At 64.0% G+C, this 25,998-nt stretch carries 26 protein-coding genes; 11 read left to right on the top strand and 15 right to left on the bottom strand.

The genetic code is table 11. The features are described 5' to 3' along the window. Positions 1 to 3: 3 nt before the first annotated feature. The 3 genes from CH286_RS16605 to CH286_RS16595 form a co-directional block, all read right to left on the bottom strand. Complete coding sequence (locus CH286_RS16605) at positions 4 to 1,512, bottom strand: CoA-acylating methylmalonate-semialdehyde dehydrogenase (protein ID WP_032402882.1); 1,509 nt, start codon at positions 1,510 to 1,512, stop codon at positions 4 to 6. Between the two features lie 78 nt (positions 1,513 to 1,590). Continuing rightward, entirely contained in the window at positions 1,591 to 2,343 is a 753-nt protein-coding gene (locus tag CH286_RS16600; protein WP_032378907.1) for an SWIM zinc finger family protein, read from the bottom strand. Continuing rightward, positions 2,343 to 5,195, bottom strand: coding sequence for a DEAD/DEAH box helicase (locus CH286_RS16595; RefSeq protein ID WP_094609796.1), 2,853 nt, complete (start codon positions 5,193 to 5,195; stop codon positions 2,343 to 2,345). The genes CH286_RS16600 and CH286_RS16595 overlap by 1 nt, the downstream gene beginning before the upstream one ends. Before the next feature lie 103 nt (positions 5,196 to 5,298). Between CH286_RS16595 and CH286_RS16590 the strand changes: the two genes are divergently transcribed. The 3 genes from CH286_RS16590 to CH286_RS16580 all read left to right on the top strand — a co-directional run bounded on the left by CH286_RS16590 (position 5,299) and on the right by CH286_RS16580 (position 7,861). Then, complete coding sequence (locus CH286_RS16590; protein ID WP_094609795.1) at positions 5,299 to 6,204, top strand: NADP-dependent oxidoreductase; 906 nt, start codon at positions 5,299 to 5,301, stop codon at positions 6,202 to 6,204. A gap of 96 nt (positions 6,205 to 6,300) precedes the next feature. Then, positions 6,301 to 7,023: an HNH endonuclease family protein gene (locus tag CH286_RS16585; RefSeq protein WP_441347126.1), complete on the top strand. Its 723-nt coding sequence runs from the start codon at positions 6,301 to 6,303 to the stop codon at positions 7,021 to 7,023. Positions 7,024 to 7,033: 10 nt separating this feature from the next. Beyond that, entirely contained in the window at positions 7,034 to 7,861 is an 828-nt protein-coding gene (locus tag CH286_RS16580; RefSeq protein ID WP_094609794.1) for a shikimate 5-dehydrogenase, read from the top strand. An 18-nt stretch (positions 7,862 to 7,879) separates the two neighbouring features. Here the strand turns inward: CH286_RS16580 and nagB are convergent, their stop codons facing one another. From nagB to CH286_RS16565, 3 genes are read right to left on the bottom strand one after another with little or no spacing between them, the layout of a single operon-like run. Then, complete coding sequence (gene nagB, locus CH286_RS16575) at positions 7,880 to 8,668, bottom strand: glucosamine-6-phosphate deaminase (protein ID WP_032402887.1); 789 nt, start codon at positions 8,666 to 8,668, stop codon at positions 7,880 to 7,882. Continuing rightward, a complete protein-coding gene (locus CH286_RS16570) occupies positions 8,669 to 9,850 on the bottom strand; it encodes an N-acetylglucosamine-6-phosphate deacetylase (RefSeq protein ID WP_094609793.1) in 1,182 nt (393 codons plus the stop codon). After that, a complete protein-coding gene (locus CH286_RS16565) occupies positions 9,847 to 11,094 on the bottom strand; it encodes a PTS transporter subunit EIIC (protein ID WP_052077587.1) in 1,248 nt (415 codons plus the stop codon). The genes CH286_RS16570 and CH286_RS16565 overlap by 4 nt, the downstream gene beginning before the upstream one ends. Positions 11,095 to 11,273: 179 nt before the next feature. Between CH286_RS16565 and CH286_RS16560 the strand changes: the two genes are divergently transcribed. Together CH286_RS16560 and CH286_RS16555 are read left to right on the top strand one after the other, a co-directional pair. Next, on the top strand, positions 11,274 to 11,504 hold the full coding sequence (locus tag CH286_RS16560; protein WP_032378914.1) for a glucose PTS transporter subunit EIIB: 231 nt from the start codon (positions 11,274 to 11,276) through the stop codon (positions 11,502 to 11,504). Next, a complete protein-coding gene (locus tag CH286_RS16555; protein ID WP_032378915.1) occupies positions 11,501 to 11,965 on the top strand; it encodes a PTS sugar transporter subunit IIA in 465 nt (154 codons plus the stop codon). Before CH286_RS16560 ends, CH286_RS16555 begins: the two co-directional genes overlap by 4 nt. Before the next feature lie 2 nt (positions 11,966 to 11,967). Here the strand turns inward: CH286_RS16555 and CH286_RS16550 are convergent, their stop codons facing one another. Further along, a complete protein-coding gene (locus tag CH286_RS16550; RefSeq protein WP_032379495.1) occupies positions 11,968 to 12,714 on the bottom strand; it encodes a GntR family transcriptional regulator in 747 nt (248 codons plus the stop codon). Between the two features lie 179 nt (positions 12,715 to 12,893). On the opposite strand from CH286_RS16550, the gene CH286_RS16545 reads away from it, so the two are divergent. Continuing rightward, entirely contained in the window at positions 12,894 to 14,111 is a 1,218-nt protein-coding gene (locus tag CH286_RS16545) for a benzoate/H(+) symporter BenE family transporter (RefSeq protein ID WP_032402890.1), read from the top strand. Positions 14,112 to 14,121: 10 nt separating this feature from the next. Next, positions 14,122 to 14,595, top strand: coding sequence for an acyl-CoA thioesterase (locus CH286_RS16540; protein WP_094609792.1), 474 nt, complete (start codon positions 14,122 to 14,124; stop codon positions 14,593 to 14,595). Positions 14,596 to 14,599: 4 nt separating this feature from the next. On the opposite strand, the gene CH286_RS16535 is transcribed toward CH286_RS16540, so the two are convergent. Together CH286_RS16535 and CH286_RS16530 are read right to left on the bottom strand one after the other, a co-directional pair. After that, positions 14,600 to 15,625, bottom strand: coding sequence for a phosphotransferase family protein (locus CH286_RS16535; RefSeq protein ID WP_094609791.1), 1,026 nt, complete (start codon positions 15,623 to 15,625; stop codon positions 14,600 to 14,602). 104 nt (positions 15,626 to 15,729) lie between these two features. Next, complete coding sequence (locus CH286_RS16530; RefSeq protein ID WP_141215854.1) at positions 15,730 to 16,056, bottom strand: hypothetical protein; 327 nt, start codon at positions 16,054 to 16,056, stop codon at positions 15,730 to 15,732. A 581-nt stretch (positions 16,057 to 16,637) separates the two neighbouring features. On the opposite strand from CH286_RS16530, the gene CH286_RS16525 reads away from it, so the two are divergent. Beyond that, positions 16,638 to 17,351, top strand: coding sequence for a hypothetical protein (locus CH286_RS16525; RefSeq protein WP_094609789.1), 714 nt, complete (start codon positions 16,638 to 16,640; stop codon positions 17,349 to 17,351). Between the two features lie 52 nt (positions 17,352 to 17,403). Here the strand turns inward: CH286_RS16525 and CH286_RS16520 are convergent, their stop codons facing one another. The 3 genes from CH286_RS16520 to CH286_RS16510 are packed head-to-tail and all read right to left on the bottom strand — an operon-like array spanning position 17,404 to position 20,266. After that, complete coding sequence (locus tag CH286_RS16520) at positions 17,404 to 18,825, bottom strand: NAD(P)(+) transhydrogenase (Re/Si-specific) subunit beta (RefSeq protein ID WP_032402893.1); 1,422 nt, start codon at positions 18,823 to 18,825, stop codon at positions 17,404 to 17,406. Beyond that, positions 18,825 to 19,148 (bottom strand): NAD(P) transhydrogenase subunit alpha, encoded by a 324-nt coding sequence (locus CH286_RS16515; RefSeq protein WP_032378920.1) that lies wholly within the window; start codon positions 19,146 to 19,148, stop codon positions 18,825 to 18,827. Before CH286_RS16515 ends, CH286_RS16520 begins: the two co-directional genes overlap by 1 nt. Continuing rightward, positions 19,148 to 20,266, bottom strand: a complete 1,119-nt coding sequence (locus tag CH286_RS16510; RefSeq protein ID WP_032378921.1) for a Re/Si-specific NAD(P)(+) transhydrogenase subunit alpha — start codon at positions 20,264 to 20,266, stop codon at positions 19,148 to 19,150. The genes CH286_RS16515 and CH286_RS16510 overlap by 1 nt, the downstream gene beginning before the upstream one ends. A gap of 253 nt (positions 20,267 to 20,519) precedes the next feature. On the opposite strand from CH286_RS16510, the gene CH286_RS16505 reads away from it, so the two are divergent. After that, positions 20,520 to 20,960: an HIT family protein gene (locus CH286_RS16505; RefSeq protein WP_094609788.1), complete on the top strand. Its 441-nt coding sequence runs from the start codon at positions 20,520 to 20,522 to the stop codon at positions 20,958 to 20,960. Next, positions 20,957 to 21,601 (top strand): Type 1 glutamine amidotransferase-like domain-containing protein, encoded by a 645-nt coding sequence (locus CH286_RS16500; protein WP_094609787.1) that lies wholly within the window; start codon positions 20,957 to 20,959, stop codon positions 21,599 to 21,601. Before CH286_RS16505 ends, CH286_RS16500 begins: the two co-directional genes overlap by 4 nt. Before the next feature lie 7 nt (positions 21,602 to 21,608). On the opposite strand, the gene CH286_RS16495 is transcribed toward CH286_RS16500, so the two are convergent. Beyond that, a complete protein-coding gene (locus CH286_RS16495) occupies positions 21,609 to 21,920 on the bottom strand; it encodes a hypothetical protein (protein ID WP_032378924.1) in 312 nt (103 codons plus the stop codon). 232 nt (positions 21,921 to 22,152) lie between these two features. On the opposite strand from CH286_RS16495, the gene CH286_RS16490 reads away from it, so the two are divergent. Beyond that, positions 22,153 to 23,535, top strand: a complete 1,383-nt coding sequence (locus CH286_RS16490; RefSeq protein WP_032378925.1) for an FAD-binding oxidoreductase — start codon at positions 22,153 to 22,155, stop codon at positions 23,533 to 23,535. Here CH286_RS16490 and CH286_RS16485 read toward each other — a convergent pair whose 3' ends face one another. Next, entirely contained in the window at positions 23,536 to 24,846 is a 1,311-nt protein-coding gene (locus CH286_RS16485) for an aspartate aminotransferase family protein (protein ID WP_094609786.1), read from the bottom strand. Further along, positions 24,847 to 25,989 (bottom strand): ABC transporter substrate-binding protein, encoded by a 1,143-nt coding sequence (locus CH286_RS16480; RefSeq protein ID WP_094609808.1) that lies wholly within the window; start codon positions 25,987 to 25,989, stop codon positions 24,847 to 24,849. Positions 25,990 to 25,998 lie beyond the last annotated feature (9 nt).

Here is a 25,998-nt window from a genome sequence, read left to right as displayed (position 1 = left end):
CGATCAGTCCATGTTCGGAATGACGAAGTGATTCTGCGCAGCTGCTTCCTTGGTGCCCGACGGCCAACGCTGGGTGACGGTCTTGGTCTTGGTGTAGAAGCGGATCGAGTCCGGTCCGTGCTGGTTCAGATCGCCGAATCCCGAACGCTTCCAACCACCGAACGTGTGATACGCGATCGGCACCGGAATCGGCACGTTGACGCCGACCATGCCGACCTGGACGCGGGAGCAGAAGTCGCGAGCGGTGTCGCCGTCGCGGGTGAAGATCGAGACGCCGTTGCCGTACTCGTGCTCGGTGGGCAGGCGCAGCGCATCCTCGTAGTCCTTCGCGCGGACGACGATCAGTACGGGTCCGAAGATCTCTTCCTTGTAGATCCGCATGTCGGTGGTCACCTTGTCGAACAGTGTTGCGCCCGCGAAGAATCCGTTCTCGTGGCCGGCCAGGCTGAAACCGCGCCCGTCCACGACCAGTTCGGCACCCTCGTCCACGCCGATCTGGGTGTAGTCGTTGACTCGCTTCAAGGCATCGCTGCCCACGAGCGGGCCGAAATCCGCGTTCTCGTCGTCGCTGCGGCCGATCTTCAGCTTCGCCACTCGCTCGGTGAGTTTGGCGACGAGCGCATCTGCGGTCTCCTCGCCGACCGGAACCGCGACGGAAATCGCCATGCACCGCTCGCCTGCCGAACCGTACGCGGCTCCGAGCAGTGCATCGGCCACCTCGTCGAGATCGGCATCGGGCATCACCAGGGCGTGGTTCTTGGCTCCGCCGAAGCACTGTGCGCGCTTGCCCTGCTGGGCTGCGGTCTCGTAGATGTACTGGGCGATGGGGGTCGAGCCGACGAAACCGATGGCCTTGACCCGATCGTCGGTGAGCAGCACGTCGACAGCGTCCTTGCCGCCGTTGACGACGTTGAACACGCCCGGCGGGAGTCCTGCCTCGAGGAACAGCTCGGCGAGCTTGAGCGGCACGGACGGGTCCCGCTCGGAGGGCTTGAGGATGAACGCGTTACCGCAGGCGATGGCAGGGCCTGCCTTCCACAGCGGAATCATTGCAGGGAAGTTGAACGGGGTGATGCCTGCGACGACGCCGAGCGGCTGACGCATCGAGTAGACGTCGATGCCGCCACCGGCCCCCTCGGTGTACTCACCCTTGAGCAGATGTGGGACGCCGACGGCGAATTCGACGACTTCGACGCCACGCTGGATGTCGCCCTTGGCATCGGCGATCGTCTTGCCGTGCTCGGAGGACAACAGACGCGCGAGCTCGTCCATGTCGCGAGTGACCAATGCGAGGAATTTCATCAGCACGCGTGCGCGTCGCTGCGGGTTCCACGTTGCCCACTCACGTTGGGCCTGTTCGGCGTCGGCGATCGCAGCCTCGACCTCGGACACATCGGCGAGGGGGACACGAGCCTGCACCTCGCCGGTATTCGGATCGAAGACATCCCCGAATTTTCCGGAGGTTCCGGCTACGTGCTTGCCGCCGATGAAGTGTGTGAGTTCGCGAGCCATGGAATCAGTCCGTCCTCGAGCCTGGAAATTGAAGTACGCCCATCCTATAGTCGGATGTCCACGTAAGTCCAGATTCCGTCACATTCGGTCGTAGAACTGCCTCAGGTCAGCGCACGCTCGGCTGACCTCCGCCTCGTTGGACCCGTCGGCGCGGAAAACTCGACGCAGGATCAACGGGTCGAGGTCGTCCATTGCGGGTGCGAACGTCACCTGAGGAAGGTCGGGGAACGACGCACGATCGGCGAACCAGTCGTCGGCATCGAACTCGTCGCCTCCGTCGCCCACGCCCTCGATCAGTTGGTCGAGATCTACTCCGCGCAGCGTCAGGATGGTGGCCGCGGACGCGTCGATGTGTTCGGCTGCGATGTACATCAGCGCTGCCGCGTGCTTGCACGGCCACCCGTCGTCGGGGCACGTGCAATCGAAATCGAGCTGGCCCTTGTCGTGTGGCAGCAACATCGAAGCCAATGCCTGCGGAATGGCATTCGATGCCAGTTCGGCAAGCATCCCGGGATTCGATCGCACCCGATCGACGAGCGCGGCCACCTCACCGGAGGTCAGCGGTTCGACCGTGACCGAGGCCGAGAAGGGCTCCAGTTGGCTGCCCTGCACCTCGCCGTAGATCTGCCCACGTTCGACGCCGAGAGTGAGAACCTGACCCTGACGCGCGTACGTTCTCCCCCGCGCGATACGACCCGGATCGGCCAGGTCCTCCATTGCAGCGACGAAGTGTCTGCCCCACCACGTCTGCCCGAAGGCCCCTCGCTTGTTCCGAGACTCGATGCCGCCCTTTGCTTGTCGACGCTTGCCGTACTGCGAGAAGTCGACCATCACTCACCCACCGCATCTTCGCTGAGCCGGAACAGCTCCTGCAGTTCCGCGGTGTCCATTTCGGTCACCCAGCTCTCCCCGGTGCCCACTGCCAGATCTGCCAGGCCCTGCTTCGAGACGAGCATCGAGTCGATTCGCTCCTCCACGGTGCCGACACACAACAGTTTGCGCACCTCGACGTTCTTACGCTGCCCGATGCGGAAGGCCCGGTCCGTCGCCTGGTTCTCGACCGCCGGGTTCCACCAACGGTCCAGGTGCACAACATGATTGGCGGCTGTGAGATTCAGTCCGGTACCACCCGCCTTGAGCGAGAGCATCATGATCGGCGGGCCGTCGTCGCTCTGGAACCTCTCCACCATCGCATCGCGCTTGGTCTTGCTCACTCCGCCGTGCAGGAAGGGCACTTCGGCTCCGAAACGATCAGCGAAATACGGCGCAACGAGTTCGCCGAACTCCCTGAACTGCGTGAACAACAACACCTTTTCGTTGTCGCCCAGAATCGAATCGAGCATGTCCTCGACCAGACCGATTTTGCCGGACCGGTGCTGACCTTTCTTGAGCACCGACGAACCGTCGGACAGGAAATGGGCCGGGTGATTGCACACCTGCTTGAGTCGAGTGAGTGCGGACAACACCGCGCCCTTGCGTTTCATACCCTTCGCATCGGCGATCTGCGCCATCATCTCGTCGACGACCGCCTTGTACAGCGCAGCCTGCTCGGCGGTGAGGTTGGCGCGCACTGTCATCTCGTTCTTCTCGGGCAGATCCGAGATGACCGTCGGATCGGTCTTGACGCGTCGCAGAATGAACGGCGACGTGATCGCCCGCAGACGTGAGACGGCGTTCTCGTCGTTCTCGCGCTCGATGGGTACCGAGAATCGCTTACGGAAATCGGACGGCCTTCCCAGCATTCCCGGATTGGCGAAATCGAGAATGGATCTGAGCTCGTCGAGACGGTTCTCCACGGGCGTACCGGTGAGAGCCAACTTGTGTTCCGCCGGGATGGCGAGCGCCGCTTTCGCTTGAACGGTGCCGGCGTTCTTGATGTGTTGCGCCTCGTCGAGCACCACGCGCCGCCACGTCTGTTCCGAGAGCTGCGCGCGGTCCTTGGCCATCAGCGCATAGGTGGTGACGATCAGGTCGTGCTGGGCGATCTCTCGGTCGAGCTCGTCGCCCTTCGACCGAGCCGGGCCGTGGTGCACGAGGACCCGCAGTGCAGGCGTGAACTTCGCAGCCTCACGTTGCCAATTGCCGACCACCGACATCGGAGCCACCAGCAGTGTCGGCTTCGGATGTTGCTCGTGGGCAAGGAGTGTGAGCACTTGCAATGTTTTGCCCAGACCCATGTCGTCGGCGAGCACCGCTCCGAGACCGAGCCGACTCATGAATGCGAGCCAGTCGAGTCCTCGCTGCTGGTAGGGCCGGAGCACTGCATTCACGCCATCGGGCACGGGGATTTTCTCGGGCACCGCACCGGGCTCGAGCAGCGTGGCCGCCCAGCCGGTGGCACGAATGTCCTGGACCGGGGCCGGCGGCGGATCGGCCAGGGTCATCTCGCGCATCAGCGTGCTCAACGGGGTTCCGTCGCCGTGATGCTCCGCGACGTATTTCGCTGCTCGCGCCAGCTGACCGCCGTCGGCCAACACCCACTGACCCCGAAGCCGAACGAGATCACCCTTGGACACGGCGAGTCTGTTCATCTCGGCTTCGGTGAGCACCATGTCGCCCAGTTGGAGCTGCCAGTCGTAGGACACCAACTCGTCCATGCCGACCGCGCGATCAGCAGCAGCTTTGGTCACTGCAGGTGACTCGACGCGCAACCTCATCGATGGATCCAGCCTGGTCCATGCGCGCGGCAGCAACACCGTCGTTCCTGTGGCCTGCAGCGCCGTAGCACCGTGTTCGACCAGATCGATGACGACCGAGGTGGGGAGCAGCAGATCCAGGGTGCCTTCCTGGGAGGGCAGATCACGCAGCCTCGGGTACGCGGCAACCGCGTCGCCGAGTTTGCGCACGGCGATCGACAGCAACGTGGCATCGACCTTGCGGCTCATCGGCACCGGCCGCGGCGCTTCGCCGTCTGCCCGCAAACACACCTGCAAGGTCCACATCGATTCCGCCGACTCGTCGACGATGCCATGGGCCACTGCGACTTCGGGACCGTCGACCTCGTCGTCATCGGGTTCGAGCAGGCGCAACACCAGGGACGGTTCGTCCACGGTCAGGCTTGCCCGCCACTTCTCCAACAGGGTCGAGATCTGTTGAGTGCCATCGCTGTACGGGTCGTCCCGAACCAGAGCCGACAGCAGCGGATGTTCCGAGTCGGGTCTGCCCAGAAGCGATCTGACGATCGGATCGGTGAGCTCGTCGACCATGTCGTCGAGAATCTTCCTGGATCGCTCGTTCGCTCGCTGCACAGACGGCATCGACACGGCGAGTTCGCTGAGCCAGGCTCGCTGACGCTCACCGCCGACCAGACGCCACCGTGGCCACCACTGCCCGTCGATCAATTTCAGCGCAGGAACAACCCGCCCACCGCGGACCCAACGTTCGATTCCACGGGTGACGTGCGCCAGAAAACGTAAGTCCCCGGAGATCAGCGCGTGGTGGGATGGCGTTCGCAGCAGCAGGTCTGCCGCATCGTGCGGCGCGAGCGCGACGGCCGGAATCTGCACCGGAGTTTTGGCGATCGCAGTGTGTCCAGCGGTCGGAAACGACACCGCAGCTCGATGGCGAAACGTTCGGGTGAGTACCTGCGCATGAGCCGAGGGCAGGTCGGGTTCCTCGCCGGTGGTGATCTCGTCGTCCCACAGCATCAGCCCCGCACCCGGAGACCACAGACCGTGCAACATCGGTCCATCCAACCAGGACACACCGACATCACCTCGGTGAGGCAGGCCGACGAGGCTGCTCGACGCGGTGCCGATCCGTTCGAGAATAGGGCACAGTGGTCACATGATCGCGTACGGCTTCAGCGAATACGGCGGACCCGAAACCGAGTCCCTCCTCGAGTTACCCGTTGCCGAGCCCGGACCGGGCCAGATTCTCGTCGCGGTGCACGCGGCAGGGGTGAATCCCGCAGATTGGAAGGTGCGGAAGGGCACCCGCAAAGACACGGTGCAGATCACTCTGCCGGCAGTGCTCGGGCGGGAAGCGTCGGGCACCGTCGTGGATGTCGGTGCCGGTGTGACCGACTTTTCGGTGGGCGACCACGTCTTCGGGGCAACCGCGTCGGGACACGGCGGCTACGCGCAGTACACCGTGTTCAATGCGTCGAGCACCGCTCACAAGCCCGAGACGGTCTCCTGGTCCGCGGCGGCCACTCTGCCGGTCGCGGCGGGAACCGCGTACGACGCGCTACGCCAGTTGGCCACGAGTGCCGGCGATACCGTTCTCGTGCTGGGCGCGGGTGGCGGTGTGGGTTCGGCCGTACTGCAACTCGCTCGGGCGGACGGAATCGCCATCGTGGCAGTGGCGAGCGCGGGCAAACGGGAGTGGATCGAGAGCCTCGGTGCCCGGTTCCTCGAATCCGGCAGTGATATCTCGTTCGCGGTCACCCGGCCGGTGGACGCCATCGTCGATCTCGTCGGCGGAGAGACGTTGCGTGCGGCGGCGAGTGCCGTCGGGTCGGGCACACCGATCGTGAGCGTCGCAGACCCGGTGCTGGCGTCCGAATGGGGTGGTTCGGGAGTCGATCGCGATCGCACGACCGCTGCGTTCGCACGGTTGGCAGACCTGACCGCGTCGGGCGTGCTGACTCCGCGCATCGACAACATCTTCCCGCTCGAGCGCGCAGGTGAGGCCCTCGCCCTCGTCGAGAACGGGCACGTGGCCGGCAAGGTTGTCGTCGAAGTCCGCTGAATTCACCCTGGCAGCCGAATTCCGCAAGTGTGTCGGTACCGTCCGGCACACTGCTGCCGCGAAGGCCGACTGCGGGAGAACGACGATGGGGCGTGTGTGAGAAAACTGTGGGTAGCGGCGGCGCTGGTGGTCGCCGCGGTGGTGATGGCTACTTTCGGATCGTGCGACCGATCCGTCATCCCCGGCTTCTCCCCTGCCGCGCCCGCACCTGGCAGCCCCACCCGGGTGCAGATCGAGCAATTGCTGGACCAGGTTCGAGTGGTCGCCGCGCGGCCCGACGCCCTCGGGTACGAGCGTGGATGCAAGAGCGGCGAAGGCTGCGTGTTCGGACCCGCCTGGACCGACGATTACGACGGGCCGGGCGGCCACGACGGTTGCGGAACTCGCGACAACGTACTGGCGCTGTCGATGACGGAGATCGAGTTCCGCGCAGGCACCCGTGACTGCGTCGTCCTGTCGGGTTCGCTCGCAGACCCGTACTCCGGTGAACGGCTGCAGTTCACCAAATCCGATGCCGGGAAGATTCAGATCGACCACGTCTATCCCCTGTCGGCTGCCTGGGACATGGGGGCGAACATGTGGTTGCCCGACAAGCGCATTCGGTTCGCCAACGACATCGCCTTCAATCTGCTGGCGGTCAACGGAGCCGACAACCAGACCAAGAGCGACAAGACACCGTCGCAGTGGATGCCGCCCAATCCTGCGTACCACTGCTTCTACGCGGGCAAGTACCTCACGGTGGCCGCGCAGTACGAGCTACCGATCACCGAGGCCGATCGGGGTGCTCTGGTTTCGGTCGCGTCGACGTGCCAAGAGTAGTGTCGAGCCAATGTCAACGGCACCGTCGCGCAGCTTTCTCAACCGTGAGACCCAGCTCTGCATGTCTCTGTCCGGCCGACCGAGCAACTTCGGAACACGCTTCCACAATTATCTGTACGACGAGTTGGGCCTGAACTTCGTCTACAAGGCATTCACCACCACCGATCTTCCCGCCGCCGTGGGTGGCGTTCGCGCGCTGGGCATTCGAGGCTGTGCCGTCTCCATGCCGTTCAAGGAAGATGTCATCGAACTGGTCGACGTGATGCACGAGTCGGCGAGCGCAATCGAATCCGTCAACACCATCGTCAACGAGAGCGGCGTTCTGCACGCCTACAACACGGACTATCAGGCCGTAGCGAACCTGCTGGCAACCCATTCCGTGTCGCCCGAGTTCTCGGTGGCCGTCACCGGCAGCGGCGGCATGGCAAAGGCTGTGGTTGCAGCACTACGAGATTCGGGTTTCACCCGCGGCACCGTCGTCGCCCGTAACGCGAGCACCGGCCCGGCCCTTGCCGAGACCTACGGCTACGAATGGTCTGCCGTGGCAGTGCCCGCAGATCTGTTGGTGAACGTCACCCCGCTCGGCATGGCCGGAGGGCCCGGAGCCGATTCCACACCGTTCACCGCCGAACAGATCGGCGCGGCGCAGGCCGTGTTCGACGTGGTCGCCATGCCGTCGGAGACGCCGCTGATCGTGGCAGCCCGAGCGGCGAACAAGCCCGTGATCACCGGTGCCGAGGTCATCGCCCTGCAAGCGGCGGAGCAATTCGTTCTCTACACCGGGGTTCGGCCGTCGGACGAGCAGATCGCCCGCGCATCGGAGTTCGCCCGCAGTTGATTCACACCCGCAGTTGATTCACAAGTGTTGCCACCCAGGCTTGTTGGCGTAGGCGTATCGGTAGTACTCCGCCAGAGCCAGGGACGACGCTGCAGCGTCGTCCAACAGCACGCTCACGTGAGGGTGCCACTGAATCACCGATGCCGGGCAGTGTGCCGACAACGGCCCCTCGACAGCCGCAGCCACAGCTTCTGCCTTCGATTCGCCCGTCGCGATCAAGACGAGGTGACGCGCTTCGTCGATGGTGCCGAGGCCCTGCGTCAGCACGTGATGTGGCACTGCATCGGGCGAGTCGAAGAAGCGCGCATTGTCGGTACGGGTCTGTTCGGTCAGCGTCTTCACCCGAGTCCTGGACCGCAACGAGGACCCGGGCTCGTTGAAGCCGATGTGCCCGTCTGTCCCGATTCCCAGGATCTGAACATCGATGCCGCCCGCCTCCGCAATCGCCGCGTCGTACCGCTGCGCCTCCGCTGCGATGTCGTGCGCTTCGCCGTCGGGCGAGAACACCGCGGCGTCGTCCAGATCGACGTGGTCGACGAAGTTCTCGCGAATGAACGAAAAGTACGACTGCTCAGCACTTCTCGCGAGACCGATGTATTCGTCGAGCAGAAACGCTCGACAGTGCGAGAAGGACAGTCCCTCGTCGCGATGACGTCTCGCCAATTCGCGATAGGTGCCCACCGGCGTCGATCCGGTTGCCAGGCCCAATACGGGGGTTGAGACGTGGGTTGTCCGAACCGTTCGCTCGACGATGTCGGCGGCCGTTCGATCCACCGCGTCCACTCCGTCGAGGATCACTATCTCCATCTAGCTGTCCTCCTCTATCGCGATTCCGCCCCGGATGACCTGCACCGGCTCGAATGTCGCGTCGACCACCAACACGTCGGCTCGCATTCCCTGCTGTAGCCGGCCGGTATCCGCACCCAGACCGATCGTCGCCGCCGGTGTCGACGACCCCGCCCGCACTGCCTCGACCAGCGACACACCGGCGTCCTGCACGGCCCGGCGCACCAGGTCCAATACCGTCGCGGTGCCACCCGCGATCGGTGCTGTCTCGGGATCGGTGTCACGAGACAATCGTGCGACCGAGTGATGGACGGTCACGTCCAGTGGCCCGAGTCGATAGCGGCCATCGGACATACCGGCGGCGGCCATCGCATCGGACACCAGCGCGATCTGCTCAGCACCGACGAGATCGAATACCGCGCGCACCGTCTCGTCGGCGAGATGCACTCCGTCTCCGATCAATTCGAGCACCATGCCTCCACGCGCCGCGGCGGCCAAGCATTCGCTCACCGGTCCCGGTGCTCGGTGGTGCCAGGTCGGCATTCCGTTGAACAGGTGCGTGGCCGTGATGGGCCCGCTCCCCAGAGTTCGGATACCGCGGCGGGTGGTGAGAGCGTCGGCGTCCGTGTGCCCGATGCTCGGCACGATGCCGTTCTCTCTCAGCATCTGCGCAACGGCCGCAAACCCGTCGACCTCGGGTGCGAGAGTCATCGACCGCACCGCTCCCCTGCCCGCGCCGATGATGTCCGCCAGTAGACCCGGATCACCGCTGAGAAGCGAGTTCGGATCCTGTGCGCCGCAACGGGCGACCGACAGGAACGGACCCTCGATGTGTACCCCGGCGATGTCACCGGACTCGTACAGATCGGCCAACAACGATGTCTGGCCGATCAGCCGTTCGGGCGGTGCCGACACCAGAGAGGCAAGCATCGTCGTGGTGCCGCGGGATCGGTGGTGCCGCACCGCCGTCATGAGATCGGCAGCTGCGGAATCGGGGAACGACGCCCCCGCGCCGCCGTGGCAATGCACATCGACCAACCCTGGGAGAATTGTCGAATCGGATTGCGGTACAGCGTCACCGGTCCAGAGTCGAGTAGGTCCGACCCACGAGATGCGGTCTCCCGTCAGCACGACCGTACCGTCCTCGATAACCTCCTCGCCGGTGACGACCCGCCCTCGCAACGTCGTGGAGTGCTCGGTCATGCCTGTGTCGGTTCGGCCACCGCATCGTCCTCACGGCCGGGGGTACGTAGGTTCCACTTCTTGATGACGAAGCTGAACAGGAAGTAGTAGATCACCGCGTACACGAGACCGATGGGGATCAGTAGCCATGCCTTGGTGGCGATTCCGTAGTTCAGCAGGTAGTCGATGCCACCGGCGGAGAAGAAGAATCCGTCGTGTATTCCGAGGGCATTGGTCAGTGCCATCGAGGTTCCGGTCAGGACTGCGTGAATGATGTAGAGCGGCCAGGCGACGAACATGAACGAGTACTCGAGCGGCTCGGTGATTCCGGTGACGAAGGCAGTCAGGCCGGTGGACAACATGATTCCACCGACGATCTTCTTCTGCGACGGCTTGGCATTGCGGTAGATCGCGAATGCCGCAGCGGGAAGTGCGAACATCATGATCGGGAAGAATCCGGTCATGAACACTCCAGCGGAGGGGTCGCCGGCGAAGAACCGGTTGAGGTCGCCGCGCACCAGCTGCCCGCTCGCATCCTGGTAGTCGCCGACGAGGAACCAGACCACGGAATTCAGAATGTGGTGCAGTCCGGTCGGAATCAGCATGCGGTTGGCGAAACCGTAGATGCCGCTGCCCACCACGCTGTGGTCGGCGACGGTATTGCCGACCCAGTTGAGCGCACTGTAGAAGAGCGGGTAGACGAACGACATGACAACGGCGACAACAAGACCGGTGATCGCCGTCAGGATCGGCACAAGCCGGCGGCCGCTGAAGAAGCCGAGATAATCGGGCAACTTCTGACGGTAGAACCGCTGCCAGAGGATTGCCGAGAGCAGACCGATGACGATGCCCGCGAGAACACCGTAATCGATCACTGCCGGGTCACCGTTGGCATCGACCTTCCCGTCGAGCACCACCGGTGACATCGCCGTGAAGACACCGTTCATCACCATGTATCCGACGACCGCAGCGAGCGCTGTCGAGCCGTCCGACTTCTTGGCCCAGCCGATCGCTATACCGACGGCGAAGATCAGGGGAAGCCAGGTGAACACAGCCTGACCAGCGGCCGAGATGACGGCGGCGGCGGTCTCCAGCGCGCTGAATCTGCCCAGCAAGTCGTCTTGGCCGAGCCGCAGCAAGATTCCTGCAGCAGGCAGAACGGCAATGGGAAGCATGAGACTGCGACCGAACCGTTGCAGCCCGGCCAATGAACGGGAGTCCTTCTTCGTCTCGGTATCGACCGAGTCCGTGTTCTTCGGGGTCATGGCGACCTTCTCTTCGAGGCTGGTCCGTCAAGGGTGGATTTCACTGTTGTGACCGAGTGCCATCAGGGGTACTGTCCGGTCATTACCAGTTGTAGTTTGACCAGGTGGCAAGCTCGTGTCAACCCAGACTTGTGATCCAACCGACAGGATCGCAGCCGAGAAGAGAGTAGGAACAGAACATGTCCAAGGCGGACGCGATCGTGAAGGGCCTCGGCGGTGCCGACAACATCGTCGAGATCGAAGCGTGCATCACTCGGCTTCGCACCGAAGTGAAGGACGGCTCGTTGGTCGACGAGGCTGCACTCAAAGCGGCGGGTGCCCACGGGGTGTTCCACAAGGGCACTGCCGTTCAGGTCATCGTCGGCCCCGAAGCGGATACGCTCGCAGAAGATATCGAAGACATTCTGTGAACGACGCCACCCTGATCCTCAGCCCCGTTGCCGGCCAAGTGATCTCGCTTGGCGAGGTGCCCGATCCGGTGTTCTCCGCGCAGATGGTGGGTTCCGGTGTTGCACTGCGGCCGGCCGCGAGCGACGGTCCCGTCGAGGTTCGTTCTCCGGTCGCGGGCAAGATACTCAAGCTTCATCCGCACGCGTTCGTCGTCTTCACCGACGACAAGGCGGGCGTCCTGGTGCACATCGGTATCGACACCGTGAAGATGAAAGGTGAAGGCTTCGATCTCGTTGCAGCCGAGGGAGATCGAGTGCAAGCGGGCGATCTCGTCGTCACCTACGACCCTGCCGCGATCGCAGCAGCGGGTTACTCCGATGTGGTACCCGTCGTCCTGATGGATTCGAAACCGGATTCGATCACGAGCGCGCACATCGGCACCGATGTGGCGACGGGTGATCCCCTGTTCGAGCTGCCCTGATCTCACCGACGCGGCGTGGTGCGTCGCCGCCCTTCCACCTCCATCGACAGCTGGTATCGATCGCATCGGTACCAGCTTTCCGTGTGTTCGAGGGGCTCGTCACCGCTGAAGGAGACTCGGTCGAAATACAGCACCGGCGCACCACGCTTGGTGCCCAGCAGGGTCGCCGTATCACTGTCGGCCGCGGTCGCTTTGACGGTCTGTTCGGCCCGGTCGATGGTCAAGCCGTAGTGGGTGTGCACGGCCTCGTACACGGACCTGCTCAGATCGTGTTCGATCAGGCCGGGAAGCAGGGCCGCACGAAACCATCCGTCGTCGACGCTCACCGGCTCCGCGTCGGCCAATCGAAGGCGCTTGACGTGGTAGGTCTGCTCCCCGACAGCCAGGCCGAGGGCACGAACGGTTGCCGCCGAGGGGTTTTCGAGTCGGGCGAAAAGCACAACCGTCGTCGGTGTCAGTCCCTGCGCGCGCATCTCCTCCGAGAACGACGCCAGATGCAGGCGAGATTGCACGGTCCGGCTGGCCACGAACGTGCCTTTGCCACGCACGCGGACCAGATGGCCGTCGTTGACGAGTTGCCCGATCGCTTCCCTGACGGTGATACGGCTGACGCCGTAGTCCTCCATCAGCTTGCGTTCGCTCGGCATCAAGTCGCCCGGCTGTAGCTCCTTGGTGCAGCGGTGCAACAGAATTGCGCGCAACTGTTCGTGTTTCGGGACCTGACTGTCCCTCAGATGTACGGGCATCACCACTGCGCCGGCCTTTCGGTCAATCGCCGAGCCAGCGGTACGGACTGGTCCGGTCCAACCGAAGACTACGCGACGTCGGTACCACCTCGACAGCATTCCGCTACCCGAGGAACATCGCGGCCTTCGTCCGCTGGGAAAAGATGCGACAGACCGCGGCCCACCGTGCATGATCGACACTCGTGACCGCTGCCGATTCCGCCTACGGACCGACTCCACTCTCGACTCCCATCAGTGCCGGAATCGTGGCCTCACTGGTGGGCTTCACGAGCTCCTTCGCCGTCGTGCTGACCGGCCTGCGTGCGGTCGGTGCCACCCCGGCAGAGGCGGCGTCCGGATTGTCGGCGCTGTGCGTGACGCAGGCACTGGGCATGATGTGGCTGGCCCGCCGATACCGACAGCCCATCACCTTGGCGTGGTCGACGCCCGGTGCGGCGCTGCTGGCCGGAACCGGCGTCGTGGCGGGAGGGTGGCCCGCCGCCGTCGGCGCGTTCGTCACGGTCGGGATCCTGATCGTCCTGACGGGCCTGTGGCCCCGACTGGGTGCGCTGGTCTCGAGAATTCCAGTGCCTCTTGCCCAAGCAATGTTGGCCGGTGTTCTTCTACCCCTGTGCTCGGCACCGGTGGCCGCGTTCGCCGACTCCCCCGCGCTGATAGCGCCGGTGGCGGTCGTCTGGCTCGTGGTTCTCCGTTTCAGCACCCGCTGGGCAGTGCCCGCAGCGTTCGTTGCCGCGGCCGCTGTCATCGCCGCAGACCTGATCGGTAGCGGCACCTCGATCGCGACGTCCGATCTCGTTCCCGGAATCGACTGGACGGTTCCGCACTGGACCTGGCAGGCCACGATAGGGATCGCGGTTCCGCTGTACATCGTCACGATGGCGTCGCAGAACATTCCTGGCACCACGGTCATGGCGTCGTTCGGATTCCGAATCCCGTGGCGTGCGTCGATGACGGTCACCGGAACCGGCACCGTCCTGGGTGCATTCGCCGGCGGCCACACGATCAATCTCGCGGCGATCAGTGCGGCGTTGTCGGCCAATCCCGGCGCACATCCGGATCCGAAGCGGCGATGGATCGCGGCGTTCTCCGCCGGTTGCTCGTATCTGGTTCTCGCTCTGCTGGCCACGGCTCTGGCGACCCTGGTGGCCGCAGCACCGGCCGGAGTGGTGGAAACCGTTGCCGGACTTGCCCTGCTGGGAACCCTCGCCGCGTCGCTGTTCGGAGCACTCGAACACGCCTCGGACAGGGAAGCGACCGTTCTGACGTTCCTCGTCGCCGCATCCGGCCTGACGTTCGCAGGAATCGGGTCCGCCTTCTGGGCGTTGGTCGTCGGGCTCGTCGTGCGGACGATCCTGCGGCGGCAGTCCCCGATCGCTACTGCGCCCGAGGAGACTGGCTAAGGTCTCGTTCATGGCGGATCAGGTGAACGAAAGTGCGGAGTTGTCTCGTGCGTCGGATTTTCCGGCAATGTGGCCGGTGCCGACGCGGTGGGACGACAACGACCATTACGGCCACGTCAACAACGTCACCTACTACGCGTATTTCGACACTGCCGTCAACGGCTGGTTGATGGAGACGACGGGTGTGGACATTCGAGAACTCCCGGCGATCGGTGTGGTGGCGGAAACGTCGTGTCGTTACCTGTCCGAGTTGAGTTTTCCGGATCGCCTTCAGGTCGGCCTGGCCGTCGAGAAGTTGGGTACCCGCAGCATCGTGTACTCGCTCGCGCTGTTCCGGGAAGCCAAAGACGATGCGCTGGAACTGGCAGCCCGGGGTCGTTTCGTGCACGTCTACGTCGACGGCGTCACGCGCAGACCTGTCGCGATCCCACCCGAGATCGAAAGCGCAGCACGCACTCTGGTGATCGGAACCTCCGCGAGCTGACGGTCTACAGGCCGATCTCGTCGGCGGTGTTCACCGCACGGGTGACGATGTCGTCGATGAGAGTCGTGGTGGGCCCGCCCGCGATCGCTCTGTTTCGTGAGTCTGCTTCCATTCGTCGCATGACGCCTTCGGCGATGATCGCGAGCTTCCACAGCGCCAACACCTGCCAGAATCCGACGTCGGAGACATCGCGCCCCGTGTGCTGAGCGTACGACTCGACGAGCTCGGCCCTGGTGGGGAATCCGGGCAAAGTCGATGCCATGAACGGGCCCGCGACCCCGTCGTCGGCTTGCGGCCAGTAGGCCAGCAGTCCGCCGAGGTCGGCCAGCGGATCCCCGAGAGTGCACAGCTCCCAGTCGACGACCGCAGCGACTCGACCGTCGTCGCGGGAGGTGATGACGTTGCTGAGGTGAAAATCTCCGTGCACCACGGTCACTTCGTGCTGGTTCGGAATGCCGGCTGCGAGTCGGGCTGCGAGAGAATCGATGCCAGGTACGTCCCGGGTGCGCGAGGACTCCCATTGCTTGGTCCATCGGGCCAGTTGACGAGCGGCGTAGGGCTTGTGGCTTGCCAGGTCGGCCAGACCGGACGACTCGAGATCGACGCGGTGAATATCGGCGAGCGCTACGGTCAGCCCGAGCCCGACTCGGCGACGGTGGTCGATGTCGAGTTGCTCGGCCACCGCGACCGAATCGACCACAACACCGTCCACGAAACTCATCAGCACCAGAGGAACATCGGAGATCGACGAATCCTCGGTCACCGCAATCATTTTCGGAACCGGCACCGCAGTGTTCTGCAAACCCGAAAGAATTCGATGTTCGCGCACCACGTCGTGCGCCGAGGCCAGCAGGTGTCCGAGCGGTGGCCGACGAAGAACCCAGGCGGACCCTCCCGCGTCACGCACCTCGAACGTGAGATTCGACTGCCCGTTTCCGATTCGACGATAGGTCAGCGGGGACGTAGCGCCGATTCCCAATCCTGCGATCCAGGTCGACACCGCATCTTCGTCCAGTCCCACTACGCCCATCCAGTGCCCTCATTTCGCTGCGCGACGAAAGATCGTCGACTGCCGTCATCCAATCGGATGATCGTAGCGAAGCGCAGCCCTTTCGAGGGCCGAGACACCGAGAGTCAGCTGGCGCGTTCGAAGGCCGAGATCAGCGCCGGAGTAGCGATAGCGGCTGCAGGCACCGACGCGCCGTGACGCCTGACGGCGATCTCGTCCACTTCACCGACAAGCAAAGCAACCAGCGCGTCCGGCTCCGCGTTCCAGACCGAGGAAATATTGCGCACCTCGGCCGGGGCGAAGAGTCCACTGCTGGCCAACGCATGGATCCACTCGGTCACGGCGTCGGCGGTAGGCTCGGGCATGACGGACCGATCGAGAGAGCCCGCTTGGAACTCGTTGCAAAAGAACGCGCGGACCATATCGAGCTGTCCCTGAGACATTGCGGTCATGTTCTTCTCCTTCGAGTTTTCGGCGTCCGATACGTGGCGATACCCGCGTTCGACGGGTACTCGAGACCGTGTTCAGATCGTTATCAAGTTGCCTGTAACGGCGGAACACGGTTTTCCGATGCGGCTGAAACTACGCCCTTTTGGTCGGTCTCGCCCTAGGTGAGCTGGACTATGTGACTATCGTCACACAGATCTACCCATCCAATCAACGTCTTGCAACGAAGTCATAGTTCGCGTTACGAATTACTGTGACCGGGGACAACGGACAGAACTTTGCCCAGGTAGACGGCCCGATGCCTCTGAGAGCGCTGGAGTCGATCGTTCAGAACCGGACATATGCCCGGGATGAAGCCCGAGCCGGATACAGGCTCGAACACTGTTCCAGCGCGCGAAAACATTCCTCTCACCCGCATTGAGGCCATTCTGCCGACCTGCAGCGGGTTCGAGCGAGGTCATCCTCGACGGGAGACCGACACCGAGTCCTGAAGTGGTGCTGTGATCGAAACGTTACCGCGAAACCATCAGGGCGTTCTCGAGTTCCTCACACGCGGCGTTCAGGCTGATCGGGCACTGTGGCTGTCATGTCACCGTCGAGCCTCGAGAGCGGACCGATCCAAGCATCCCGTCGAACAGGAAGCACCACAGCACTCGGCGGTATCTCGGCACATCTGCGCCGACGAGCGATCGCCGCGCGAGCGGCAGTGTCGGGTTTCTCGGCAACCGCTCTACTGGTGCTGGTGATCTCGACACCGCAGGTGCCATCGCCCGCGTCTGCGGATACGTCGCCGGTCGCAGCACTGGCCACCGCCGCGCTCGATGCGATCGACGTGACCACGGTGTTGATTGCCGTCGCCGTCCTCGCCGCGGTCGCGTTGCTACGGAAACTGCCGTACGGAATCGGGGTGGTGATCGCCTGCACCATCGGGGCAGTGGTGACCGGCGAGCTCGCTCGTGAATTCGCCGGAGCGTCCGTCTCGTCCACCGCGCTCCCCTACGGGCAGCTCGTTGCGACGGCAGCATTGCTCGGTGCCGCGTCCATGGTGGCCTCCACAGCGTGGCGACCCGTGGTCCTCGGTCTGGGTAGTGCGGCGACACTTGCGGTGGCAGCGGCGGCCCTGATCACCGGAGCTGCATCGATCGTCGGGATCGCGAGCGCACTGCTGGTCGTCTTCGTGTGGTGGCCTGCATGCTCGATCGTCATGCTCTACTCCCCCGATGCCGCTGCTCGCGAAGCGCGCAACCCGCTGGATACGGCAGCGCTGGCCGTCCAACGCAAGATGGGACGCTTCCGTTGACATCGAGAACCGATGCCTGAAGCGTCCCACCTGGTCGGAGCTGAGGTCGTAGCTAGAGAGCCTTGAGCTCCTCGGTCACCTCCGAGACCGACTTCTTTGCGTCACCGAACAACATCGACGTGCCCTCGGCGAAGAACAGAGGGTTCTCGATGCCCGCGAATCCGGACGACATCGATCGCTTGAGAACGATGACCGACTTCGACTGATCGACGTTCAGGATCGGCATCCCGTGAATCGGGCTCGACGGGTCGTTGCGCGCCGCGGGATTGGTCACGTCGTTCGCGCCGATGACCAACGTGACGTCGGTGCGGGAGAACTCGTCGTTGATGTCGTCCATTTCCTTCATCGCGTCGTACGCGACGTCGGCCTCGGCGAGCAACACGTTCATGTGACCCGGCATGCGACCGGCGACGGGGTGAATGGCGTACTTGACCTCGACGCCCTTCGACTCCAGCAACTTGGCCATGTCCTTGACCGCGTGCTGCGCCTGCGCAACAGCCAGACCGTATCCGGGTACGACGATGACCTGGTTGGCGTAGGCCATCTGGATCGCGGCGTCGGCTGCGGACGTTGCCTTGACCGTTCCGCCGCTTGCACCGGCCGGACCGGCAGCAGCATCGCCGCCGCCGAATCCACCGGCGACGATCGCCGGGATGGAACGGTTCATCGCCTTGGCCATGAGGTTGGTCAAAATCGTGCCGGACGCACCGACGATCATGCCCGCGACGATCATTGCCGTGTTGTTCAGCGCCAGACCGGCGGCCGCCGCCGACAAGCCCGTCAGAGCGTTGAGCAGCGAGATGACCACCGGCATGTCCGCGCCGCCGATCGGCAGCACCACTGTCAGGCCGAGGATGCCCGCGAGCACCAGAACCGCGACGATCCACCACTGCGATACTCCGCCGCCCGGAGTGGCGTTGATGCCGATGACCACCGCAGCGGCAACCGCACCGATGAGCAGCAGGGCATTGAGCGGCTGCTGCAGCTTGCCGATGGTGATGGGCGAGCCGGGCAGAGTTTCCTGCAGCTTGAGGAATGCGATGAGCGAGCCCCAGAACGAGATCGAACCGATGATCGCCGCGAACAGCGAGCCGATGACGATGTGCACCGTCGGCGATTCACCGTGGTTGAAGCTCGAGAACCCGGACGTGTCGAGGAACTCGGCCCACGCGATCAATGCGACAGTGCCACCGCCGACGCCGTTGAACAGCGCCACCAGCTGCGGCATCGCAGTCATCTTCACCTTGCGTGCCGGCGGGATTCCGAGCGCGACGCCGACGACGAGTCCGACGATGATCAGGATCCAGTTCTCGGTGTCGCGAATGGAGATGAGCGTCGCCACGACGGCGACGAACATGCCGACTGCAGCGATCTGGTTGCCGCGCACGGCGGTCTTCGGGCCGGTCAGACCCATCAGGCCGTAGATGAACATGCCGAAGGCGACGATGTAGAGAATGTTGACGAGATTGTCCATCAGGAGTCAGCACCCTTCGAGGTCTCGGCAGGCACCGGCTTGGACTTGAACATGCCGAGCATGCGGTCGGTGACCACAAATCCACCGATGACGTTCACTGTTCCGAACACAAGCGCGACGAACAGAATGACCTGCAGGCCGATCGAGGGGTCCTCGACCTTCCCGAGTACGACGAGGGCACCGAGCACCACGATGCCGTGGATGGCATTGGTTCCCGACATCAGTGGGGTGTGCAAGGTGTTGGGCACCTTGGAAATCACCGCGAAGCCGACGAACCCGGAGAGCACCAGGATCGCGATGTTCGCGAGCAGCGGGGTGTACATCAGTTCTCCTTCTCACGTGTCACGCAGGCACCGGCAAGGACCTCGTCCGAAAAATCGGGGGCGAGCTTGCCGTCGACCAACATGAGTTCGAGCAGTGCCGAGATGTTCTTCGAGTACAGCTCGCTGGCGTGCTCGGGCATCGAGGCCGGGAGGTTCAACGGGGAGCAGATGGTGACGTCGTGCTTGACGACGGTCTGACCGGGCTCGGTGAGTTCACAGTTTCCGCCCGTCTCGCCGGCAAGGTCGACGACGACACTGCCGGGCTTCATCCCTTCGACAGCTGCGGCGGTGACCAGCCGGGGCGCGGGTCGGCCGGGTACCAGTGCAGTGGTGATGACCACGTCGAAGCCCTTGATGGCTTCTTCGAGCGCCTTCTGCTGTTGCACACGCTCGTCTTCGGTCAGCTCACGCGCGTATCCGCCCTCACCGGCTGCGTCGATCCCGAGATCGAGCCACTGTGCGCCGACGGATCGAACCTGATCTGCCACCTCAGGACGCACGTCGTACCCGGTCGGTCGGCCGCCGAGACGCTTGGCGGTAGCCAACGCTTGCAGACCCGCCACCCCGACGCCGAGGACCAGCACGGTCGCGGGCTTGACGGTGCCCGCGGCGGTGGTCAACATCGGGAAGAATCTGGTCGATTCCGAGGCCGCCAACAGCACGGCCTTGTAGCCCGCAACGTTGGCCTGCGAGGACAGCGCGTCCATCACCTGGGCGCGCGAGATACGGGGAATCGCTTCCACGGCAAAGGCCTGCACGCCTGCAGCCTTCAATGCGCCGATGCTGTTCTCCGCGTTGCGCGGTGCCAAGAATCCGATGAGCGTCGAACCGGACGTCAGCTTGGCAATCTCGGCATCGGACGGCGGCGCGACCTTGACGACGACATCCGCCGACCATGGATCACCGATCGTCGCTCCGGCGGCAACATACAGTTCGTCCGGAATCAGAGCGCCGAGACCGGCACCCGATTCCACGACGATCTCTACGCCCTTGCCCGTCAGGGACGCAACGATCTTGGGCACCAGAGCGACACGACGCTCGCCCTCCCCCGATTCCCGAACCACACCGACGACTGTCGTGGATCCCGAACCCTTCTCCGTGCTCTGCGATGTATCCAAATCTCCGTCTTCCTGCGTTGAATGGTGTCCACATGTCGGCCAACGGCCCCGAACTTGCGACGAGTGGACGAACCCATGCGACAAGGCACAAGGTCCCTGATAGTAGCCAGAGGAAACAGACCGCGGGTAGCCCGGAACATTGTCCGATTCGTTCTGAATCGAGTCCGTTCGACATTCCCCGACTACGGGACGCGCATTTGTGTTGCACGTCACACTGGTCTATCGCTGATGATCGGACCCTACAGTGACACCCGTGGAATCTTGCATCTTCTGTGCCATCGTCGCGGGGGACGCGCCCGCGCACCGCGTATTCGAGAACGACCACACCGTCGCCTTTCTCGACATTCGGCCGATCAGTCGTGGTCACCTCCTCGTCGTTCCGCGCGAGCACGCCACCGACCTGAACTCGAGCCATCCGGACGCGGCCGCCGAGGTGTTTCGCGTCGGGCACACCCTGGCGCGCGCGGTGCGGTACTCGAACCTGCGCGCCGATGGAGCAAACCTTGTGATCAACGACGGCAAGGCTGCCTTCCAGACGGTCTTTCATCTGCACCTTCACGTAGTGCCGAGGTGGCACCGTGATCGAATGCGGTTCGCGGCCGGATTCGTCACGCGTCGCCTGCGCGAGCCCGATCGTGTCGCGGACGCCGTCCGCGTCGGGCTGACTCGGCTGAACGGAGAACCGCCGGCGTGAAACTGTTCCTGTCGTCGTACCGATTCAGCGGTCACTCCGCCGCCTTCGTCCAACTCACCGGGCCGCCCTCGGATCTCGCCGTCATCGCGAACGCGTCGGACGCGTGGCCCGCCGCGGCGCGCGAATCCTCGCTCCGCAGCGAGTTCGGTCCGCTGCGCGCTCTCGGGTATCGACCGGTAGAGGTGGATCTACGCGAATACGCGGGTCGGCCGGCAGCGTTCGAGCGTGCCCTCGAAGGATTCGGTGCGGTATGGGTGCGCGGCGGCAACACGTTCGTCCTGCGCGCCCAGCTCGCCCGCTCGGGCGCAGACGACATTCTGAGCGAGCGTGTTCGCGGGAACTCGATCGCCTACGGCGGCTACAGCGCAGGTGCATGCGTGGCGGCTCCGTCACTGATCGGAGTCGAGGACGCGGACGACCCCGACGAGGTTCGACCCGCCACTGGCATCGATACGGTATGGGACGGACTGAATCTGGTCGACTTCTCGATCGTCCCCCACCTGAATTCCGTTCTGGACGAAAATGATTCGGGATGGGCTACTCTGCAACGCTTGCGCCGCGATGGCGTGTGCTGTCACGGTCTGACCGACGAACAGGCCATCGTTGTCGATGATTCGGGGACACGGATTCTGGGTGGCTGAACGCAGATCAACCCAGACGGGCCAGTGGAGCCAGCCGGTCGAGTGACGACCACGCCAGGGAGCATCGTCGTGCGGTCATCTCGTCCGCGTCGAGGACGAGCATGTCGAACAACTGGCGCGGCGCCGCCCGCCACGAGTCCGCAATGTGCGACACGGTGGCTTTCTCGAACAGCCCGGAGTGCGCCAAGGCCTGGACCCACTCGTCGATTTCACCTCGATGGATCCGCTCGATGGTGTCGTATTCGACTCCGCCACCCAGGAATTCGTACGAGAACATCGCCGCCACGTAGTTCCAGGAGTCACTTCCGGGATCGATCATGGTGCAGCCTCCTTGTCGACTCGCGTCACACGGGGCGCGAGGTTCGCTGCGCTGGACGCTAGCGTGGCGAACTACAAGATTGCGTGTCGACGACGCATCGATCTGGTAACGCCTGAGGCTGGTGTTACTGATGTGACTCGACATCGGCGAAGGCATCCCTCGTCCGCGCCGCACCCGAGGCCATGACAGACTCGAGTGGCGACGGTCACATTTTCGACGTGAGGAGAACCGGATGTCGGTGACGACGGATGCAGATGCCCGACTGACCGAACTCGAATCCCTGCTTCCTGCCGGTGCCGTGGTCACCGACCCGGACATCACCGAGGGATACCGACGCGATTGGGCCAAGGACCCCGACGCAGGTACCCCGCTGGCCGTTGTGCGCGCTCAGTCGACCGAGGACGTTCGTGCCGTCATGCGCTGGGCCACCGAACACAACGTGGCGGTCGTTCCGCGCGGTGCCGGTTCGGGATTGTCCGGCGGTGCCACCGCTGTCGACGGCGGAATCGTGCTCACCACGGAGTTGATGCGCGAGATCACCGTCGATCCGGTGACCCGCATAGCCGTCGTACAACCCGGGCTGCTCAACGCCGAAGTCAAGAAGGCAGTCGCCGAACACGGTCTGTGGTACCCACCGGATCCGTCGTCGTTCGAGATGTGTTCCATCGGCGGCAATGCGGCCACCAACGCCGGCGGGCTGTGCTGCGTTAAGTACGGCGTCACCACCGACTACGTTCTCGGACTCGAGGTCGTCCTCGCCGACGGAACTGCCGTCCGGCTCGGCGGACCACGCTTGAAAGATGTTGCCGGACTGTCACTTGCGAAGCTCTTCGTCGGATCCGAGGGCACCCTGGGCATCATCACCGAGATCACCCTGCGACTGATCCCGGCACAGCCTCCGGCCAGCACCGTGGTCGCCTCGTTCGCGTCGGTGCACGATGCAACGACTGCGATTCTGGCCATCACCCGTACCTTGCGGCCCTCCATGCTCGAATTCATGGACCGCGCGTCCATCGGTGCCGTCGAGGACGCCATGAACATGGGACTCGACCGCGAGGCAGCAGCGATGCTGATCGCTCGGTCCGACTCACCAGGTGCCGATCGGGGGCGCGAAATCGAGATCATGGCGGCCGCGTGCACCGAGGCCGGTGCCTCGGATGTCTTCACCACCGACGACCCCGACGAGGGTGAGGCCTTCGCTGCCGCACGGCGATTCGCCATTCCCGCCGTCGAACGACTCGGCAGCCTGCTGCTCGAGGATGTCGGTGTTCCGCTGCCTGCCCTCCCGGCCCTCGTCGATGGAATAGCTGAACTGTCCGCGAAATACGACGTACTGGTTGCCGTCATCGCGCACGCCGGAGACGGCAATACCCACCCGCTGATCGTGTTCGACCCCGAGGACGCAGACATGACCCGCCGAGCCAACGTCGCCTTCGGCGCGATCATGGATCTCGCAATTTCGTTGGGCGGCACCATCACCGGAGAACACGGCGTCGGTCGCCTCAAGAAGGCCTGGCTGCCCGATCAAGTCGGAGAAGACGTCATGGAACTGACCCGCCGCATCAAGACCGCTCTCGACCCGGCGGGCATTCTCAACCCGGGTGCTGTGCTCTGATCACCCGTCGACGGTGAACCCGTCTGCCACCGTCAGAACCTCGTCGAGGATTTCCAGTCCCTGACGAATTTCGTCCTCGGACGTCGTCAGCGGCGGCGCGATCTGGAGTCGATTTCCGGCGACGAAGGGCCACAGACCCCGTGACTTCGCCGCGGCGGTCACCGTGCCCATTGCCGCCGCATCCTTGCCCGACGCGGCGAAAGGCACCAGCGGCTCTCGGGTCGTGCCGTCCTTGACCAGCTCGACGGCCCAGAAGAATCCCTTGCCGCGCACCTCGCCCACACTGGGATGAGATTCGGCCAGCTTGGACAGGCCCGCACCCAGTACGTCCTCGCCGACGTGACGCACGTGCGGAAGGATTTTGTCGCGCTCGAACACTCCGATGGATGCCACGCCCGCGGCGCACCCGAGCACGTGGCCGGAGTAGGTCAACCCGCCCGGATAGGCTTTGTGGTCGAACTGCGAGGCGATCTTCTCCGAGATCACGACCCCGCCGAGGGGTACGTATCCGGAGTTGACGCCCTTGGCGAACGTGATCAGATCCGGTGTCACATCCCAGGCCTGGCATGCGAACCATTCGCCGATTCGCCCGAACCCGACCATCACTTCGTCGGCGATGTAGACGATCCCGTACTTGTCGCACAACGCCCGAACGCCGGCCAGATATCCGGGCGGCGGGATCAGCACACCGTTGGTGCCGATGACCGATTCCAGGATCAGTCCGGCGATGTTCTGCGCACCTTCGAGCACGATGACCTGTTCGAGGTGTGCCAGTGCTGCGGCCGTCTCCTCTTCGGGAGTCGTTGTGCCCCAGGGCGACCGGTACGGATACGGCCCGAAGAAGCGTACGACGTCGACATTGGTCGGCTCGGTGCCCCATCGCCGCGGCTCACCGGTGAGACCGATCGCGACCCCGGTTCCTCCGTGATACGACCGATACGCGGCGAGCATCTTCGTGCGCCCGGTGTGCTGTCGCGCCAGCCGCACCGCATGTTCGACGGCTTCTGCGCCTCCGGTCGTGAAGAACACCCGGTTCAGATCACCCGGGGCTCGTTCGGCGATCAGCGTGGCGAGTTCACTGCGCTTGTTGTTGGCCACGGTCGGAGAAATAGTGGTCAGCACCTGGGCCTGTTCGACGATGGCGGCCACCACGTCGGGGTGTTGATGCCCGAGATTGACGTTGACCAATTGGGAAGAGAAGTCCAGATATCGCTTGCCCTTGTCGTCCCAGAACCACGACCCCTCGGCTCCTTCGACGGTGATCGGGTTCAGTTCGGCCTGCGCCGACCAGGAGTAGAACACGTGATCCATCTACTTGCCGCCTTCCTCCAGTGTGACCTCCATCGGAGCGTACGACTCTCCGGTGACGTCCACACCGTCGGCCTTCAACAAATCCAATGCCTTGCCGACGTACTCGTTGGTGTAGGCCTCGGCATCGGGATCAGCGGTGAGCACCGTCGAGCCCTCGGCGTTCTTCGTGGTCTTCGCGATGTCCACGGTTTGCTGCCAGGCGGCCTCGTCGATCATCCCGATGCCTTCACCCGACGGCCAGATCAACTTGTTGACTTCGTTGACCTGCCAGAGCTGATGGCTCGCGCCGAGTGTGGACCCCGCAGCGACGGTGATGTCGCGGCACTTCTCGACGTTGTCTCGGCAGAAGATCCAGCCCTTCAGCGAGGCCGCCAAGAATTTGACGGTCTGATCCTGGTAGGCCTCGTCCGAGAGCTTGTCGGTATTGGCCCAGATCGCGTCCTGCAACATGGCAACCCCGTCGTCGTTCCAGTTCAGCGAACTGAAGTCGTCCGCCGTGTACAGCGCTCCGGTTGCAGGGTTCACGGTCTCGAGCAGCTGGGCGTACTCGTTGTACGACATCGCTTGGGCGGCAGCAATGTCGCCGGACAGTAGGCCGTTCATGTCGAACTGCTGCTGCACCAACGTCACGTCGGATGGACTCACCCCGGCTTGGGTCATGCCTGCGAACAACTCGAATTCGTTGCCGTAGCCCCAGTTTCCGACGGTCTTGCCGCGAAGGTCGGCGGGTGAGGCGATGTTCTGATCCTTGAACGAGACCTGCAACGTGCCGGATTTCTGGTAGATCTGAGCGACGTCGGTGATGCCCGCCCCGGCCTCGCGGGAAGCGAGCGCTTTCGGCACCCAGGCAACGGCATAATCGGCCTGTCCCTGCGCCAGCACGGTCTGCGGAACGATATCCGTTCCGCCGTCCAATATTTCGACGTTCAGTCCTTGCTCGGCGTAGAAGCCCTGATCGACGGCCGCCAGATAGCCCGCGAACTGGCCCTGTTTGAACCACTGCAATTGCAGCTTGATCGTGGTGTTCCCGTCGCCACCGGCATCGGTTTCGGTCGTGGTGGTGGTGGTGCTGCAGGCCGAGGCGACTACCGCCAGTGCCATGACGACGGCCAGCAGGCGTCGGGGGGTTCGAGTGATCTTCACGTTCAACTC

The sequence above is a fragment of the Rhodococcus sp. WWJCD1 genome, assembly GCF_002258735.1.
Classification (GTDB): domain Bacteria; phylum Actinomycetota; class Actinomycetes; order Mycobacteriales; family Mycobacteriaceae; genus Rhodococcoides.
Note: the sequence above shows the minus strand (reverse complement) of the source record. Positions and strands in the feature narration are given on the sequence as shown.